This window comes from Gilvimarinus gilvus, assembly GCF_030518155.1.
Lineage (GTDB): Bacteria > Pseudomonadota > Gammaproteobacteria > Pseudomonadales > Cellvibrionaceae > Gilvimarinus > Gilvimarinus gilvus.
In genome coordinates, this window is the sequence record NZ_JAULRU010000583.1 from 99,904 (window position 1) to 115,138 (window position 15,235).

Genomic DNA, 15,235 nt, shown 5'->3' on the forward strand with positions numbered 1-15,235 from the left:
AAAAACTAATCGCATTGTGCCGGGTACCGGCGCTTTCTGGGAGACCTCATGGCGTATATGATTCAAGCCACTGAATTGGGCAAAACAGTCACCACCTCAGCCGGTGATCTTACCATTCTTAAAGACATTAATCTGCGCGTGGTAAAAGGTGAGAGTCTGGCCATTACCGGCGCCTCCGGCTCCGGTAAATCCACGTTACTTGGATTGCTTGCAGGCCTTGATGTTCCCTCGGCAGGCGGTGTCGAGTTGGCAGAAATCGCCTTGAACTCGCTGGACGAAGAGGGCAGAGCTAAGGTGCGCGCCGATCATGTGGGTTTTGTATTCCAATCTTTCCAGCTGCTACCCGGGCTCACTGCTCTGGAGAATGTCATGTTGCCGCTGGAGCTGCGTGGCGATCGCGACGCCCACGATCAAGCCTCTCAGTACTTGCAGCGAGTAGGGCTTGGAGAGCGGCTAAGCCACTATCCGCCGCAACTTTCGGGCGGCGAGCAGCAGCGTGTAGCCATAGCCCGCGCGTTTGCCTGTAAGCCCGACATTCTGTTTGCCGATGAGCCCACCGGGAACCTCGACAGTACCACCGGCCATACCATTAACGACTTATTGTTCGAACTCAATGCAGAAATGGGTACCACTTTGGTCTTGATTACCCATGAAGAGCGTTTGGCCAACCGCTGTGCCCGACAAGTGCAATTAGCCGCGGGCGAATTAATGATCAGCGGCTCAGCCGCCGTTGAATAGGGGGTTGCTGTGTTAGCTTGGCATTTACTTTGGCGCAATTGGCGCAGTGGTGAAATTAAATTACTGGCGGTAGCACTGGCGCTGGCGGTTACCGTCGTTAGCGCCATTGCGCTCTTTACCGATCGATTGGAAGGCACTTTGCTTGAGCAGAGCAACTCGTTACTTGGCGCCGACCGTTTAGTCAAAAGCAATCAAGCTCACAAAAAAGAGTGGGAGGTGCAGGCTGAGCGTGACGATGTTAGTTACTCGCGCGTCGCACACTTTTCATCCATGATCTTTGCTGGCGATGAAATGCATTTGGCCGCGGTTAAGGCGGTGGCCAATAACTATCCTTTGCGAGGTTACATTGACGTCAGTACAACGCCTTTCGCCACCGACCCTGCTTTGATTGAGCGCGCCCAAGGCGTTCCTGCGCCTGGAGAAATTTGGGTGGATTCCAGGTTGTTGCCCCTGCTGCATATCGAATTAGGCGAATCGCTGCAAGTCGGCGAGCATGAGCTTGTGGCGACTAAGGTGGTGGTGAGCGAGCCCGATGGAAGCGGCCCGTTTAGTATGATGGGAGCTCGCATCATCATGAACTGGGAGGATCTGGCAAAAACTCGCGTTATTCAACCAGGCAGTCGTGTTGAGTATCAATGGTTGCTGGCCGGCAGCTCATCCGATATGAACGCATTTATGAGTTGGCTCGAGCCGCAACTGTCCGATCACGACGAGGTAATGGACATTGAAAATGCTCAGCGCCGTTTGCAAGGGACCTTGCAAACCGGCCGCCGTTTTTTAGTACTGGCGGCTATCATGGGTGTTTTGTTGGCAGGTGTGGCTATTGCTTTGGCGGCGCGCCAGTTCGCCGAGCGCCATGTCAATCAGGTGGCTTTGTTGAAAAGTCTTGGCACATCCTCTCAGCGGATCAGACAGCTTTATCTGGTGCAACTGTTGCTGCTGGCGACTGTCGCGTCATTGCTCGGGCTAGCCGTTGGTGCAGGCTTACAGGCGTTAATCGCCCAGATTGTACACAATATCTATCAAGTAACCATGGCCAAAGCCACGATAACCCCGTTTATTTTGTCTTTGCTGAGTGGGCCGTTAGCATTAGTAGGGTTTGCGTTACCCAGCTTGTGGTTTTTGCCGAAGGTGCCACCTATTAAAGTTCTACGCCAGGAGTTAAGTGTCAGTAAAGGGGCTGTCGGTTGGCAAATAGCCATGGCGAGCTTGGTGCTGGTGATATTGGTTGGCGTGTTCGGACGCGATTTAACCTTAGGGGTTACCGTTCTGGCGGCCTTGGCGGTGGTGGGTGTGCTGACCGGAGGCATGGCCTTCGGGTTGCTTGCTGTGGGAAAAAAGGCGGGCGCGCAGGCGGGTAGTCGCTGGCGTTTAGCCTGGGCGAGCATACAGCGTCGTCGGGGTGCCAGCGTTTTGCAGGTGGTGGTTTTCGCGACCGCCATTATGTTGCTACTGACTCTGACTATCGTGCGCACTTCGTTGATTGAAGAGTGGCAGGTGAAGGTGCCAGAGAATGCGCCGAATCACTTTTTAATCAATGTTGCGCCGAGCGAGGTTGACGACTTTAAACAGCTGTTGGCCGATGACGAGCTAAAGGTAGAACCACTGTTTCCAATGGTGCGCGGTCGCTTAACGCATATTGATGGCGAGCCAAAGCCCGAAGACACCCTAAACCGAGAGGCGTCTTTAACCTGGACGGGTGAGTTGTCGGAGGACAACGAGGTGGTTGCCGGACAGTGGTGGGATACCTGGCAGCGCTCGCAGCTGCCAGGTGTTTCAGTTGAACACGAAGTGGCAGAGCGGTTGGGGATTGAGCTTGGCAGTCAACTTACCTTTTCGATTGGCGGCTTAATCGCACAGGCCGAAGTGGCGAGCTTTCGATCGCTACAGTGGGAATCACTAAGGCCCAACTTTTATTTTATTTTTGAGCCGGGCGCGTTAGATGATTACGCACCCATGTATATGACCAGTGTGTACTTGCCCCCTGAAAAAAAGCAGTTTATTAACACGCTGTTAACTCGCTACCCGACGATCGTGGTACTTGAGTTGGATCGTATTATCAATCAGATTCGCGACATTGTTGCACAGGTTAGCGATGGCGTGGGGCTGGTTTTATTGATGGTGCTGTTGGGCGGGTGTTTAGTATTGATCGCCGCAGTAACCGGTAGTATCGATGCCAGAAAGCAAGAGGCCGGCTTGCTTCGGGCCCTAGGCGCGCCGCGTCGCTTGCTGGTGGGGAGTATCTGGATTGAGTTTGCACTGTTGGGCTTTTGTGCGGGCTTTATCGCCGTCGTTGCTTCAGAGGCATTGTTGCTCGGCTTACAGGTATATGTGTTTCGGGTTCCTGTGCAACCACATTATTTTTACTGGTTGGCAACACCCATTGCGGGTGCCTTGTTTGTAAGCAGCTTGGGCGCCATTAGTTGTCGGCATTCGGTTACCACGCCGCCGGCGACGGTACTGCGCGAGGCGCTCTAGTCGAGCCAGTGAGCCAGCAAACAACGCTCTTTTCGATTGCAGGCACTACTGCTAGGATAGTGGGGCGAAATATTTAATGTTAAGGTGTCGTCGAGACGTCACCTGACACGGAAGTGCGTATGCTTATTGTCCCCATCCAAGGCCGGCCCGACTGGAGTCGCCCCCCTTTGATCACACTGGCATTGATTTGTGTCAATGTGCTCGTTTTTCTGCTTTATCAATCCCCGGACAATGACAAATTGGCTTTGGCTGGGGATGTTTATCAAGACTACCAGTTAGGTGTTGCTGAGCTCCCCCTCTATCGCGACTATCATGCCGAACAATTTCCGCTCGATGCTCCTGTTGATATAGAAGCGCAAGAGCTCGTCAATTATGTGCTCTTTGATCGAGCCTTCGATGCTTATTTGCAAGAGCGGTGGGAGCAGGGTGCTATTGATGTGCAGACCTTCCCGCAGTGGCGACAACATAGGCTAGAGTTTGAATCCTTGCGCAATCGGGCAAGCTCTATTGCGGCGGGGCTGACGCCCGCAGAATCTAAGCCGATTACGTTTTTAACCAGCATGTTTCTGCATGGTGGATGGGAACACCTGATTGGCAACATGGTGTTCTTATTTCTGTTTGGTTTTACGTTGGAGATGGCACTTCGTCCATGGGTTTTTCTGGGAATGTACTTAGTAAGTGGGGTGTCGGCTGACCTCCTGTTCATTGCCTTTAACTCTAACTCGTGGGTGCCATTAGTCGGTGCCTCAGGTGCTATCTCTGGTTTGATGGGGATGTATTTAGCGCTGTATCGATTGCGCACTATTCGCTTTTTTTATGCCATATTCTTTTATTTTGGAGAGTTCAAAGCGCCGGCACTGTGGGTCTTTCCGTTATGGATTGGAAAAGAGCTGTATGGCCATTTTTTTGTGGAATCCAATACGGCCTATTGGGCGCATGTCGGTGGGCTGTTAGCGGGGGCAGGATTAATGCTGCTTCTGCCTTCTGCTCGGCAAGAATTTTCTCAAAAAGAGGAGGAGGCTGAGCAAGGGGATGACTTGCAACGCAAGTTGGGTGAAGTTAAGGCCGCCCGGGCGCAGCTAGATTTTGATAAGGCGCGTCGGCGTGTGCGCCTTTTATGCCAGCAGTATCCAGATAGTCCTGAGCCTTGGATGCTAAATTTCCAGCTTTATAAGCTGCAGCCCGCACAGCGTGTTTTTCATGAGCAAACTTTGGCCTTTGTTCGTCGTTTTGTAGCGCAACCTTCACCGTCACAGGAGTGGGTAGAGCGGGCCGGCGAATTGTTGCATGAGTACAAACAGCTCTCACCCAAGACGCCGGCTTTGACCGCAAAGGCCTCATTAGCGATCGCCAATGCTTATAAGCGTGCTGGGCAAACCAGTGTGGCACGCCAGTGGCTCGATTTTGCCAACGCTAAAGGTCAAAATCCTCGCATGCTCACTTAAAGGGATTCTGGGTCCTCAGACTAAGTTGAAGAGATAAATTCAAGTAGGCTTTCAAATTGCTGCCGTTCTGAGCACTGGGGTTTTACTTTCAGTATGTAGCGGGCTATAGCGCACGCCTTCTCATCGTCGTTAAGATTCTCCGAGAACACCTTGGCAGTTAACAAATAGACGGCGGGAAGTAAGGGGTCATTCGGACTGTATTTGTGGTGGTTGTGAAAAAGCCTAATAGCATTGCGGAAATGCCCCTGTCGAACCAAATGTTGGGCGACTACCAGTGCTCTACGAGTGCTTTCCAATTTGAAAGTGGGGTGTCGGGATTGCACGTCAAGTACAATCGAAGTTGCCTTCGCCGGCGCTTGCTGTTCAAACATTAAATCGACAAGGTATTGACCATGGTTCACCAATGCTTGATCGTCGTTTAGCAGCATTAGCAGTTTGTGATACTGCAGATGCAGTTCAATGTCATCACGAACGTCCTCAAGAGCTTGGCGCAGAACTTTTCGGGCTTTTTCATGTTGCTGGTCGCTGATGAGTACCGCGGTGCTGCCTAGTGCTTTGGCTCGTAAAAATTGTTGCTCATCTAAATCACTCTCCTGGCGCGCTTTGCTGACAAAGCCCAGTTCACTTTGGTATTCATACAGTACATACCCAAGCATTGCGTATAACACCAGTGTGAAGTAGTTGGAAATACTATTGAGCAAAACGATGGCGATAAAAGATGGCTCCTCTGAAGCGGTTTCTACGCTGCCTTGCGGCGTCATAAATAAGTCTGCAATCACATAGGGACCGGCTGCTACCGCTTGTGAGCAAAACCAAAGCAACAGGTAGGGCCAGCCAATTGTCAGCATAAAATGCAGTAGATTGAAAGGGTTTATGGCGCGCCGGATGGACTTATCTACGGCCAGAACAACCACGCTGGCAGGTAAGGCGAATGCCATGAACGCTAAAATAAGTAACCCAAATAAGCTTGATATACCGCTGGCTATGAGCACCGCGAGGCCCATTAATACAAAAAGGCCTATTTGACGGAGAAAAAGGTGATGCTCGTCGCCTTGTAAAATTGAACTTATTGCGGGGGCCGCCGTTACACCTTCGCCGCGAGTTGTAATTATGGCCAAGCCGTACTTAATCACGGTGGCGAGGCAAAACAAACTGACCAGAAGTCCCAGAAGCCCGGACTGAATGATCATTGGTAAGAGAGTCACAAGCGCTATTAACAATAGGGATTGGGATTGAAAAGGATAAGCTAAAAAATGCGGCAGCCGTTGCCAGAAGGGTTTCGCATCGGTAGCAAGCCCCAAGTCATTCAGGGAGGCTTCACAGCGCACACATAAAGGGCCCTTGCGTCCCCAGTGGTGGCTGTCCCCTTCGGGAATGCATCGTTCACCATAATAAGTTTGACAGTCGGGGCAGTTCCAGCGCGCGGATGTCCCCGGGAAAAAGTCGCAGTCTAGTTTGGCCATAGCTTACACTCCCTGTACGGCAAAGCCTAGTTACGTAAGCTTTGATATCTAAAGTCACATATTTTGAGTTATTTTCCGCATTATATCAGAATGTTGAACGCCAGCAGAGAAAACGAGTGTTTCGCTGTTAACGTAAGGTCGCTATTGAAATGGCGAGAGCTTGCTAAGCGCTATTTTATAGAGCCGCGTTTCTCGCTAATGTGATAACGCGGCCTTTGTTTGATTTCGTTGTAGATTTTGGCCAAATACTCGCCTATTACTCCAAGGCTCAAAAGTTGAACACTACCGATAAAAAGTAGCGGGGCAAGAATTGATGCCCAGCCGGGAATGGCGGTGTCACCAATCAGACGAATTCCCAGTACCCATACAATCATCAGCATGGATAAGCCGCTGGCGCAAATTCCCAACACCGTAATGGCTCGCAATGGCGCGGTGGAGAAGCTGGATATGCCGCTCCAGGCGAGTGACAGCATTTTGCGTAATGGATATTTACTTTCACCGGCAACCCGCACTTGACGGTCATACTCGACAGTACTGGATGGAAAACCTACCTCCCGGACAATACCGCGTAAAAACAGTTGGCTCTCTCGGTATTCCAGCATTGCGTTTAGTGCGCGGCGAGACATTAGGCGAAAGTCGGCGTGATTAAAAACCAGGTCGACTCCCATGCGGCGCATTAAAGAGTAATACCCTTCGGCGGTGGCGCGCTTGAAAAAGGTGTCGGCATCACGTGCGGCGCGAACACCGTACACGACATCGTTGCCTTTGTGGTGCTCATCCACCATTTTCTCAATGTTACTCGGGTCATCCTGCAAGTCGGCATCGATACTCACGATGATGTCCCCAACGCAGTTTTCTAATCCTGCAATCAGTGCATACTGGTGGCCGCGATTGCGTGATAACTTGAATCCTACGACTTGCCCTTGATGATCACTGCAGGCCCGCTCAATTTGCTCCCAGGTATTGTCTGTACTGCCATCGTCCACTAAGTAGAGTTTGGAGTCGGCGCTTATCTTGTTGCGCGCTACTAAGTCATTCAAAGTGGCCAGCAATACAGGTAAACTGCTTGGCAGCATTTCTTCTTCGTTGTAGCACGGCACGACAATGGCCAAAGAGGTGTTTTCCATGATGTTATCGATAGGTCCAATGTTTATGCAATAGATAGTTGCTGCTTAGGGTAACGCCGGTGGCGACAATTTGCGAGAATATATAGTGCGGGAATAGCTGTTGCGCCAGATAAAACGCTATTGTATTGAGGGCCAGACCTATGACAACGGTAGCGGCGAAGCGCGCACTGGCAGTGCTGTGATCGCCGGTTGCCTGAAAGGTGAAGTAATAGTTTGCCAAATAGTTGAATATGGCAGATCCAGCATAGCCCATTGCAGAGCAGTACACATGGGGTAGAGGCGTTAGTTCGGCGAACAGAATAAGTAGAATATATTGCAGCCCTGTAGCAGCGCCGCCTACGAGTAAAAACCGGCCAAAGCGCATTTGGTAAAGACGCTTAAGGTATGTTTTTATCACAGTTTTATTTGGCTCGGTCTGGTCGAAGTTCATCAAGATGCCATTTCCTGGTGGACGTTGGATTTGGTCTCTGGCTATAGTGAAAGAACGTTATATCACGCTGCGGGCAATAACTGTACGCAACGCAAGATAAATATGAGGAGTGGTGTATGGCACAGGAAAATCTTAACCAGTTGATCGGGCGCTTACATGAGCTTTTTGGTTCTGACGAAGAGAGCCCAGCTCAGCAGCGTTTAATGGCAGAGCTTACCCGGCACACTCACGCTGAAGGTACGCAGGAAGAACCCGACCCCAAGCCGTTAGATACACTGGAGTCTATGCTGGAAGAGTTTGAAGGAGAGCACCCGCAAGTTTCTGCGGTATTGGGCCAAATCATAACGACCCTGAAAAATATGGGAGTGTGACACGGGGCTGGGCGTTAAGCCCAGCCTACAGCGGCGCGAGCGCGCTCGATATACATATACTCGGTTTTTCCTGTAGCCGGGTGCAAAATGTGTTTGAGGTGATGATGGTCCATCGTCGAACCCATATATTCCCAGCAAAAGCCTTCGTTGATGCACAGGTGATCGCCATCGTTGAGCCGATAGCCTGCTAGCTCGTCCCACATTTTGGCCCACTCTGGGTGCGATACGTCCAGATATTCCATCACTTTCACCATTTACTTTTAGCGTTATCCTTACACTATTGTGTATATCTGAGAAAAATTGTCAAGAGTATATTCTAAGTATCTGATTAATATGAGGAATCGTCACGTTTAGTTTGCTGGCTTTTGGGCTTTTTCACGTTATTTTACACCGATTAATATCCATTTAACGTCGAATCGTTGGCAGTTTTACGTAAAATACGAGCTTGACCTTAACCTTACTGGAAGGTTTAGTATGATGACGGATGACGGATGACGGATGACGGATGACGGATGACGGATGACGGACGAGGGAATATGCAATGAAGATTGGTGAGGCTGCCCGAGCTACGGGGCTTAGTGCTAAATCGATACGCTATTATGAGTCGTTGGGCTTAGTGCAAAGTCTGCGTCGTGATAATGGATATCGCGAGTACGATTCTGCGGCGATACAAGAGCTAAATTTGCTCGCTCGCGCCAGACGAGTGGGGTTTTCTCTGGAGGAGTGTCGGTATTTGGTGTCGCTGCTCAACAATCAGTCGCGTCACAGTGCGGACGTAAAGCAGCAAGTACTACAGAAAGTGGCGCAATTAGATGAGCAGCTGGTACACCTGACCCAAATGCGCAATACCTTATTGGAATTGGCAGATCGCTGTCAGGGAGATGAAGGCCCAGAATGTGCGATATTACAAGATCTTTCCTCGGCCAACACCGGTATGCGATTTACTTTAGTGGAGGATGAAAATGGTTGATCATTGCCACAGCGAAAAGCCTGACACGCCCGCTGCTGCAGGTAGTTCCCACAGTTGTTGTGAGGCGGATGCTCAGTCCGGGAAATCGCAAGCCGATTTTTTATTGTGGGGCTCACTCAGTGCCTGCGCAGTACTTTATTTGCTTTACCTGTCTCCACTTGCTTTGCCGCAGTGGTTGATGCACCTTTCGCATGGCGTGTTTGAGCTGCTCAATACCATGTGGTGGGGTGTTGCGCTGGGCGTGATATTTGTGGGTCTGTTGCATTTTGTACCGCAATCGCTGGTAGCGTCACTGCTTGGGCGCGGAGGTACAGTAACGGGCATTTTGCGGGCGACGGCGGCCGGCGTGTTTCTCGATTTGTGCAGCCATGGCATTTTGATGGTGGGCATGAAACTCTACCAAAAGGGCGCAAGCCTTGGTCAGGTCATGGCTTTTTTGATTGCCAGCCCCTGGAACTCGCTGTCTTTGACTTTGGTGATGATTGCCTTGATCGGATTGCCGTGGACACTGGCGTTCATCGTATTGTCGATGGTCATCGCGGTTATTGCGGGGCTGATTTTTGATGCCTTGGTTGCCCGCAAACGGCTGGAGTGTAATGCAAATACCGAGGTGGGATCAGACGCCAATCCGATTGGGCCGCAGTTTAAGCAGTTGCTCCGCAGTATACAGGTGACGCCTCAGGCCTTCGCTGAGCTCGGCAGGCAAGGGCTGAAAGGGTCGCGCATGGTGTTGCGCTGGTTGCTGTTTGGTGTGTTATTAGCCTCTGTTATTCGGGCTTTTGTCCCCACAGAAATATTTGCCGAGTGGTTTGGACCAACCTTTGTGGGGTTGTTGCTAACAGCGGTCGCCGCAACCATCATCGAGGTGTGCTCCGAGGGGTCGACTCCCATAGCGGCTGACTTAATGAACCGGGCGCGGGCACCTGGCAACAGTTTCCTGTTTCTAATGGCCGGAGTGGCGACTGACTACACCGAAATCATGGTCATTAAAGACACCATGAAGTCGTGGAAAACAGCGCTTTTTTTACCCCTAGTGGTGTTACCGCAAGTCCTTGTGGTTGCCGTTGTCCTCAATCTCGCCGGGTAGGCTGCCAAAAGCGCGCCCGGCGCGGTGAGTGTAGGCCAGAACGCCTTGCAAACGGTAGTTTGCGAGGCGTTTCTACGTTAGAATGCGCCGCTTTTGTATTCAATTTTGACAGCGAGAATCCATGGAAATTAATCCGCAGTTAACGGCCCTAAAAGACCTTCAGGCGCGCACTGACGTGCTTAGGGGGTATCTTTGACTACGATACCAAGCAAGAACGCCTGACGGAGGTTGAGCTGGAGCTCGGTGAACCGGACGTTTGGAGTGAGCCGGAACGCGCCCAGGCGCTGGGTAAAGAACGCGCGTCGCTGGAGGCGGTTGTCAAAACCATTGATGATCTGGGTGCCGGTGTCAGCGATCTAACCGAATTGCTGGATATGGCCAAAGAAGAAAACGACGAGGATAGCCTGGCAGAGGTTATCGAAGAGATCGAAGCGCTCGACCAGCAGTTACAGAAGCTCGAGTTTCGCCGCATGTTTTCCGGAGAAATGGATGAAAACAGTGCTTATCTGGATATCCAATCGGGCTCCGGTGGCACCGAGGCGCAGGATTGGGCAGAAATGGTTTTGCGCATGTATCTGCGCTGGGGTGAAGCGAAAGGCTTTAAAACCAGTTTAGAGGAGGCCTCTGCTGGCGACGTGGCGGGTATCAAAAGTGCCACCATTCGCTTTGAAGGTGAGTACGCTTTTGGTTGGCTGCGCACGGAAACAGGCGTGCACCGCTTAGTGCGCAAATCACCGTTTGATTCTGGCAACCGTCGCCATACCTCATTTTGCTCGGTCTTTGTCTCGCCCGAAATTGACGACAATATCGAAATCGATATCGATCCTTCCGAAGTGCGTACCGATACTTATCGCGCGTCCGGAGCAGGCGGCCAGCACGTGAACAAAACTGACTCCGCGGTGCGTCTGACACACGAGCCAACTAATACCGTCGTGCAGTGTCAAAGTGAACGCTCGCAGCACTCCAACCGCGATAAGGCATGGAAAATGCTGCGTGCTAAATTATATGAATTGGAAATTCAAAAGCGCAACGCTGACAAGCAGGCCCTGGAAGATACTAAGTCGGATATCGGCTGGGGCAGTCAAATTCGCTCCTATGTATTGGATGACCAGCGTATCAAGGATCTGCGTACCAGCGTTCAAACCAGCAACTGTCAAACCGTTCTCGACGGTGGCCTGGACTTATTTATCGAAGCGAGCCTTAAGGCTGGACTCTAACCCAACAAGTGATGCCCATGACTGACGAAAAGCAAACTGCACAGGAAGAAAACAAACTGATTGCCGAGCGCCGCGCCAAACTTGCTGGCATTCGCGAGCGTGGCAACGCGTTCCCCAATGATTTCCGACGCACGGATGTCAGCCTTGACTTGCAGGCAGAGTTTGGCGAAAAGTCCAAGGAAGAACTGGAAACGCTGGATCATCAAGTGGCTGTGGCTGGTCGTATAATGGCCAAGCGAGGCCCGTTTATGCTGATTCAAGACAGTGAGGGCAGTATTCAGTTCTACGCCAGCAAAGACGTACAAAAAGCGATTAAAGAAAGTGATGGGCAGTGGGATATCGGTGATATTGTCGGCGGCTCAGGCCCCTTGCATAAGTCGGGCAAAGGAGACCTCTACGTCAACCTTAGCGAGTGGAAATTGCTGACCAAGTCGTTGCGACCGCTGCCAGAGAAATATCATGGTTTGGCGGATCAGGAATTGCGCTATCGCCAGCGCTATGTTGATTTGATCGTGAACCCAGAGGTGCGCGATACCTTTAAGCTGCGTTCAAAATGCATCAGCTATATTCGCAATTATCTGGATGGGCAAGGGTTCATGGAAGTTGAAACCCCAATGTTGCAGGTAATACCCGGCGGGGCGACTGCGCGGCCCTTTGTGACCCACCACAATGCGCTGGATATCGATATGTATCTGCGCATTGCGCCTGAACTGTACCTTAAGCGTCTCGTAGTCGGCGGCTTCGAGCGCGTGTATGAAATTAATCGCAACTTCCGCAATGAAGGCGTGTCTACCCGGCACAACCCAGAGTTCACGATGTTGGAGTTCTACCAGGCCTACGCCAACTACAAAGATTTAATGGATCACACTGAAACGATGTTGCGCGGCATGTGTGAACATGTGATGGGCACTACCACGATTAACTATCAGGGCAGTGATTATGACTTCGCCAAACCATTTAATCGCATCAGCGTGTTCGACTCTATCTTGCAGTTTAATCCTGACCTGACCGCCGCCGATATTTCCGATCTGGAATCGGCGCGCAAGGTCGCCGAGAAATTGCATGTGCCGCTGAAAGACGGTTACGGGTTGGGTAAAGTGCAAATCGAAATTTTTGAGGCGACAGTGGAAGATAGGCTGGATCAGCCGACGTTTATCACCGAATATCCGACGGAAGTGTCGCCATTGGCGCGTCGTATGGATGACAACCCCTTTGTCACCGAGCGGTTTGAGTTTTTTGTTGGCGGTCGTGAAGTGGCAAACGGATTTTCGGAGCTTAACGATGCCGAAGATCAGGCCGAACGTTTTAAGGCGCAAGTCGCTGAAAAAGATGCCGGTGATGACGAGGCCATGCATTACGATGCCGACTATATACGCGCACTTGAATACGGTCTGCCGCCCACCGCGGGCGAAGGTATTGGTATTGACCGATTGGTCATGCTGTTCGCCGATGCTTCAACCATTCGCGATGTGCTGCTGTTCCCGCACATGCGCCCGGAGTAACTTGTGGCGCTAGGGGCGAGTGTTTATAAAGTCACATTGAATTTATCGGATACCGATCGTCATGTGTATTTGGATACCAAGCTAACGCTTGCCTGCCACCCATCGGAAACCGAAGAGCGAATGATGGTGCGGTTACTGGCCTGGTGTTTTTGCGCTGACGAGGACCTGGTGTTTGGTAAGGGATTGTCTACCGACGATGAGCCAGACCTTTGGCAAATAGACCCAACCGGTGCCGTGGAAAATTGGATAGAAGTCGGCCAGCCCAGTGTCGATCGCATTAAAAAAGGTCGTTCGCGCTCGGCCAGGCAAACTCTGTTTACTTGTGGTCGCGGCCGCGATCAGTGGTGGCCGGGTGTGGCGAGCGAGCTTGCGCACTTTTCTCATTTGACAGTTAAGCATCTAGCCCCAGAGGAGACGCAGGCGCTTGGTTTACTCGCGCAAAAGAATATGACCATCAGTGTCTGCATAAGCGACGGTGCGGCCTACATCACCCAGGGCGATCAGAATGTAACGCTGAATCCCACCGATAATCTTGATTAAAACCAGAAGCGAATACTCATGAATGACTCACTGAATACAGCTGCAAATATTGTCGATGTCACCGCCGAAACAGCGCAACAGTTGGTGATCGATGCCTCTTTTGAAAAATTGGTGATCGTAGACTTTTGGGCCGATTGGTGTGAGCCCTGCAAAAATTTAATGCCAGTGTTGGAGAAAATAGCCGGAGAGTACCCCGATAGCGTTTTGCTGGCGAAGATTAATGCCGACGATCAGCAGATGCTGGCATCGCAGTTTGGTGTGCGCAGCCTACCTACTGTTATGTTGGTAAAAGATGGTCAGCCTGTCGATGGCTTTACCGGCGCCCAGCCTGAGCCGCAGATCCGAGAGATGCTGGATAAGTATGTCCCCAAGGCCTGGGAGGCGGATTTACAGCAGGCGAAGGCGTTACTTGACGAGGCAAACTACACCGAGGCGTTGCCACTGTTAAGGCAAGTCCATGAGGAATCGGGGCAGTTGCCCTTGGTAACCTCTATGTTGGCGCTGTGTTTTGCCGAACTTAATCGTACCGATGAGGCTGAAGCACTTTTGGCGACGGTTAAAATGGTGGATCAGGATGCGCTTTATCAGCAGGCCTTATCGGTTCTCGAGTTGAAAAAGCAATCGGCGGGCTCCCCTGAATTGGAAAAGCTGCAGGCCGACTATGACGCTGACCCGGCCAATATGGACGTCGCTTACGCACTGGCCTTACAGTTAAACGAAGAGGGGCAGCATAAGGGAGCGTTAGAATTATTGTTGGATATTTTTAAGCGCGATCGCACTTTTCAAGACGGAGCGCCACGCAAGGCCATTACCGATATCCTTGCCGCTCTCGGCAAAGGTGATCCGCTGGCCGTTGAGTATCAGCGCAAATTGTTTACTCTGTTGTACTAAGGCGCCCGGCGATGCAGGTTTTACGCAAATGTTCGGCACTTCTGATGGCTTTGTCGGTGCTTGGGTGTACTGATAAAACAACCGACGTAGCGCCGGCGATTTCACCCCCTGATTACCTATCGTTGACCAATGGACGCGTTTATTTAGAGCGCGGGCCTTTGCGGGTGAGTATCACACCTGCGGTGGGTGGGCGTATTGAGTCACTCAGTTACGGCGCCGTGGAACGCCTGGCCCCGCGCTCTGCCAATAACAATGAGTGGGGTAATGTGCTTTGGACTAGCCCGCAAGCTGATTGGGGGTGGCCGCCGCCCGAAGCGTTGGATTCTGCCCCGTACCGCATTGAAATTACGGCAACTGGTGTTCAGCTACACAGCAGCAAATCTGAAAAGCTAGGGGTTTCATTGAGCAAGGCCTATGCTTTGGCAGAGAATACCGACACCCTAATAATCGATTATCAGATTCTCAATCAATCTGATCGGGAGATTACGTTAGCGCCCTGGGAAATAACGCGCTTACCGGCGCAGGGTCAGGTGTTTTTCCCCAAAGGGGATACCCCTTATCACAGTGGTCAGTTTGCACCGCTGGATTTCACTCATAGCGCCGGTATCGCCTGGTTTGATTATGCTGCTCAGACGTTGAGCGCCGATCACTACAAGTCCATGACCGATGGGGACGAGGGGTGGCTTGCGTATCAAGCCGACGACTGGTTGTTTGTAAAAGCTTTTGAAAATGTTCCCGCTGATTTAATTGCGCCCGGTGAAGGGGAAATAGAGCTTTACGCTAAAGGAGACGGCTCTTATATTGAGCTGGAGCAGCAGGGCTATTTGACGACTTTATTGCCCGGTGAGGCCTTGGATTGGCGAGTGCTTTGGGCTTTCGAATTGCTGCCTCAAGGTGAGTTGCAAACAAATCGTGAATGGTTGGTGGCGCGAGCCCGCCAATTAGCCGGACTCGCCCTCAATGACACCGACTAGCA

General features: G+C 51.4%; 15 protein-coding genes. 11 read left to right on the forward strand and 4 right to left on the reverse strand.

The annotated features are described in order from the left end of the window. Nucleotides 1–57: 57 nt before the first annotated feature. The 3 genes from QWI17_RS14280 to QWI17_RS14290 all read left to right on the forward strand — a co-directional run bounded on the left by QWI17_RS14280 (nt 58) and on the right by QWI17_RS14290 (nt 4,661). Nucleotides 58–738, forward strand: a complete 681-nt coding sequence (locus QWI17_RS14280; RefSeq protein ID WP_441294592.1) for an ABC transporter ATP-binding protein — start codon at nt 58–60, stop codon at nt 736–738. 9 nt (nt 739–747) lie between these two features. Beyond that, nucleotides 748–3,216 carry an ABC transporter permease gene (locus tag QWI17_RS14285; protein ID WP_302723195.1) on the forward strand — a complete coding sequence of 823 codons (2,469 nt, stop codon included), beginning with the start codon at nt 748–750 and terminating at the stop codon, nt 3,214–3,216. Nucleotides 3,217–3,335: 119 nt separating this feature from the next. Beyond that, the gene (locus QWI17_RS14290) at nt 3,336–4,661 is read left to right on the forward strand and encodes a rhomboid family intramembrane serine protease (protein ID WP_302723196.1); all 1,326 of its coding nucleotides are present in this window, start codon (nt 3,336–3,338) and stop codon (nt 4,659–4,661) included. A 20-nt stretch (nt 4,662–4,681) separates the two neighbouring features. On the opposite strand, the gene QWI17_RS14295 is transcribed toward QWI17_RS14290, so the two are convergent. The 3 genes from QWI17_RS14295 to QWI17_RS14305 form a co-directional block, all read right to left on the reverse strand. Next, entirely contained in the window at nt 4,682–6,124 is a 1,443-nt protein-coding gene (locus tag QWI17_RS14295) for a DUF4013 domain-containing protein (RefSeq protein ID WP_302723197.1), read from the reverse strand. Between the two features lie 170 nt (nt 6,125–6,294). Beyond that, complete coding sequence (locus QWI17_RS14300) at nt 6,295–7,251, reverse strand: glycosyltransferase family 2 protein (protein WP_302723198.1); 957 nt, start codon at nt 7,249–7,251, stop codon at nt 6,295–6,297. A 4-nt stretch (nt 7,252–7,255) separates the two neighbouring features. After that, on the reverse strand, nt 7,256–7,681 hold the full coding sequence (locus QWI17_RS14305; protein WP_302723199.1) for a GtrA family protein: 426 nt from the start codon (nt 7,679–7,681) through the stop codon (nt 7,256–7,258). A gap of 116 nt (nt 7,682–7,797) precedes the next feature. On the opposite strand from QWI17_RS14305, the gene QWI17_RS14310 reads away from it, so the two are divergent. Then, entirely contained in the window at nt 7,798–8,052 is a 255-nt protein-coding gene (locus QWI17_RS14310) for a DUF4404 family protein (RefSeq protein WP_302723200.1), read from the forward strand. 14 nt (nt 8,053–8,066) lie between these two features. Here QWI17_RS14310 and QWI17_RS14315 read toward each other — a convergent pair whose 3' ends face one another. Continuing rightward, nucleotides 8,067–8,306, reverse strand: a complete 240-nt coding sequence (locus tag QWI17_RS14315) for a 4-diphosphocytidyl-2C-methyl-D-erythritol kinase (RefSeq protein ID WP_302723201.1) — start codon at nt 8,304–8,306, stop codon at nt 8,067–8,069. A gap of 287 nt (nt 8,307–8,593) precedes the next feature. Here QWI17_RS14315 and cueR point away from each other — a divergent pair, with 287 nt between their 5' ends. From cueR to QWI17_RS14350, 7 genes are all read left to right on the forward strand, one after another. Continuing rightward, nucleotides 8,594–9,022: a Cu(I)-responsive transcriptional regulator gene (gene cueR / locus QWI17_RS14320; protein WP_302723202.1), complete on the forward strand. Its 429-nt coding sequence runs from the start codon at nt 8,594–8,596 to the stop codon at nt 9,020–9,022. Continuing rightward, nucleotides 9,015–10,109, forward strand: coding sequence for a permease (locus QWI17_RS14325; protein ID WP_302723203.1), 1,095 nt, complete (start codon nt 9,015–9,017; stop codon nt 10,107–10,109). The genes cueR and QWI17_RS14325 overlap by 8 nt, the downstream gene beginning before the upstream one ends. 121 nt (nt 10,110–10,230) lie before the next feature. Continuing rightward, nucleotides 10,231–11,326 (forward strand): peptide chain release factor 2 gene (gene prfB / locus QWI17_RS14330; protein WP_302723204.1). Its coding sequence is split into 2 segments (ribosomal slippage): nt 10,231–10,302 and nt 10,304–11,326, totalling 1,095 coding nucleotides; the frame shifts between segments, so codons are not numbered across the junction. Between the two features lie 17 nt (nt 11,327–11,343). After that, complete coding sequence (lysS, locus tag QWI17_RS14335) at nt 11,344–12,828, forward strand: lysine--tRNA ligase (RefSeq protein ID WP_302723205.1); 1,485 nt, start codon at nt 11,344–11,346, stop codon at nt 12,826–12,828. A 3-nt stretch (nt 12,829–12,831) separates the two neighbouring features. Beyond that, a complete protein-coding gene (locus tag QWI17_RS14340; RefSeq protein WP_302723206.1) occupies nt 12,832–13,368 on the forward strand; it encodes a YaeQ family protein in 537 nt (178 codons plus the stop codon). 18 nt (nt 13,369–13,386) lie between these two features. Beyond that, the gene (trxA, locus tag QWI17_RS14345; protein ID WP_302723207.1) at nt 13,387–14,259 is read left to right on the forward strand and encodes a thioredoxin; all 873 of its coding nucleotides are present in this window, start codon (nt 13,387–13,389) and stop codon (nt 14,257–14,259) included. 11 nt (nt 14,260–14,270) lie between these two features. Further along, complete coding sequence (locus tag QWI17_RS14350) at nt 14,271–15,233, forward strand: DUF4380 domain-containing protein (RefSeq protein ID WP_302723208.1); 963 nt, start codon at nt 14,271–14,273, stop codon at nt 15,231–15,233. The last annotated feature ends 2 nt before the right edge of the window (nt 15,234–15,235 follow it).

What these genes read in the sequence shown, in the direction of transcription:
- QWI17_RS14280 (WP_441294592.1), top strand. Translation starts at nt 58, where the DNA reads ATGATTCAAGCCACTGAATTGGGCAAAACAGTCACCACCTCAGCCGGT.
- QWI17_RS14290 (WP_302723196.1), top strand. Translation starts at nt 3,336, where the DNA reads ATGCTTATTGTCCCCATCCAAGGCCGGCCCGACTGGAGTCGCCCCCCT.
- QWI17_RS14295 (WP_302723197.1), bottom strand. Translation starts at nt 6,124, where the DNA reads ATGGCCAAACTAGACTGCGACTTTTTCCCGGGGACATCCGCGCGCTGG.
- QWI17_RS14300 (WP_302723198.1), bottom strand. Translation starts at nt 7,251, where the DNA reads ATGGAAAACACCTCTTTGGCCATTGTCGTGCCGTGCTACAACGAAGAA.
- QWI17_RS14305 (WP_302723199.1), bottom strand. Translation starts at nt 7,681, where the DNA reads ATGAACTTCGACCAGACCGAGCCAAATAAAACTGTGATAAAAACATAC.
- QWI17_RS14310 (WP_302723200.1), top strand. Translation starts at nt 7,798, where the DNA reads ATGGCACAGGAAAATCTTAACCAGTTGATCGGGCGCTTACATGAGCTT.
- QWI17_RS14315 (WP_302723201.1), bottom strand. Translation starts at nt 8,306, where the DNA reads ATGGTGAAAGTGATGGAATATCTGGACGTATCGCACCCAGAGTGGGCC.
- cueR (WP_302723202.1), top strand. Translation starts at nt 8,594, where the DNA reads ATGAAGATTGGTGAGGCTGCCCGAGCTACGGGGCTTAGTGCTAAATCG.
- QWI17_RS14325 (WP_302723203.1), top strand. Translation starts at nt 9,015, where the DNA reads ATGGTTGATCATTGCCACAGCGAAAAGCCTGACACGCCCGCTGCTGCA.
- lysS (WP_302723205.1), top strand. Translation starts at nt 11,344, where the DNA reads ATGACTGACGAAAAGCAAACTGCACAGGAAGAAAACAAACTGATTGCC.
- trxA (WP_302723207.1), top strand. Translation starts at nt 13,387, where the DNA reads ATGAATGACTCACTGAATACAGCTGCAAATATTGTCGATGTCACCGCC.
- QWI17_RS14350 (WP_302723208.1), top strand. Translation starts at nt 14,271, where the DNA reads ATGCAGGTTTTACGCAAATGTTCGGCACTTCTGATGGCTTTGTCGGTG.